This is a genomic window from Paraburkholderia sediminicola, assembly GCF_046026895.1.
GTDB lineage: Bacteria > Pseudomonadota > Gammaproteobacteria > Burkholderiales > Burkholderiaceae > Paraburkholderia > Paraburkholderia sediminicola_C.
The window spans coordinates 1-1,248 of record NZ_JAQQEU010000226.1; the positions used below are offsets into that span (position 1 = coordinate 1).

Sequence of the window (1,248 nt, forward strand, 5' to 3'; positions counted from 1 at the left end):
GAAACGCCGCCACTCCACTACGCGATCAGAACTTGGTGATGATACCCACGCCCACCGCAACCTGGCTGCGCGACGACGCCGGCGAGCCGTTCTGAGCGTCGCCGATGCTTGCCGTGGCGTCGATGATCGACCGGCCATTGCCGGCGAGCGTCTGGCCGCTAGCACGCTGATACGCTTCCAGCGCATACAGGCCGGTACGCTTGGACAGCGAGTAGTACTGCGACAGGTTGAACTGGTTGTAGGTCGCTGCGCTCGTGATGCCGTTCGATTCCGTCGCACGGGTGTAGCTATAGCCAGCGGCCAGGTCCAGCGTCGTAATCGGCTTCCAGTGCAGCACGGCACCGCCCGTGTTCCAGATCGCGGTGTTGTGGAAGAACGAGTTGACGCCCGGAGCGTATTGCACGTTCGAGTAGGCGAACGAAACGTCCCACTGCGAGTTGAACGCCCAGCCGCCCGTCACCGCAACGCGCTGCTGCTTGGCTGCCGTCTGGAAGCCGTTGTTGATGGCCGACACCGCCGGCTGCGAACCGTTGTTCGACGTCGTGGAGTTCCACACCACGCCGCCATTGGACGCGTTGTCGATACGCTGGATGCCGGCTGCGATACCGAACGGGCCGTTCAGGTACTGTGCTGCCACGCTCCAGGTCTGACCGGCGCTGAAGCTGCCCGCATTGCCGCCCAGCGAGTACGAACCGCTGACCGTCAGACCGCTCATGTTCGGCGACGTATAGACCAGCGAGTTGTTGGCGCGGTACAGCGTATCCAGCGAGTCGATATCACCCGGGTGCGCGCCGTAGGCACCGGTCAGCCACGTGGTCGGGCTGTACGGCGACAGCAGCGTGTAGTACGACGTGTACTGGCGGCCAGCCGTCAGCGTACCGAACGTGCCGTTCGTCATACCCACCCATGCCTGCCGGCTGAAGCCCAGACCCGACACGCTCTGTGCGCCGGTGGCGCTGTTGAAGCCCTGCTCCAACTGGAAAATCGCCTTCGTGCCGCCGCCCAGATCTTCCGCGCCCTTCAGGCCGAAACGGCTGCCCGCCCAGATGCCGTTGATCATCTTGACTTGCGAGCGGCCGCCCGGGGACGGGCGTGCCGATGCCGCGCCTGAAGTCGGGCTCAACGTCGTCGAGCTGTTCTGATAGCCGATACCCGTATCGACGATACCGTACAACGTCACGCTGCTCTGTGCATGCGCGCCCAGGGCGACCAACCCCAGGGCCGAACCAACGAGTGCCTTCTTCATTT

The 1,248-nt window shown here is 64.1% G+C and carries 1 protein-coding gene; it reads right to left on the bottom strand.

The window, feature by feature from the left end; translation table 11 throughout:
* Nucleotides 1-25: 25 nt before the first annotated feature.
* Nucleotides 26-1,246 (bottom strand): porin, encoded by a 1,221-nt coding sequence (locus PQR02_RS40430; RefSeq protein WP_408243386.1) that lies wholly within the window; start codon nucleotides 1,244-1,246, stop codon nucleotides 26-28.
* Nucleotides 1,247-1,248: the final 2 nt, after the last annotated feature.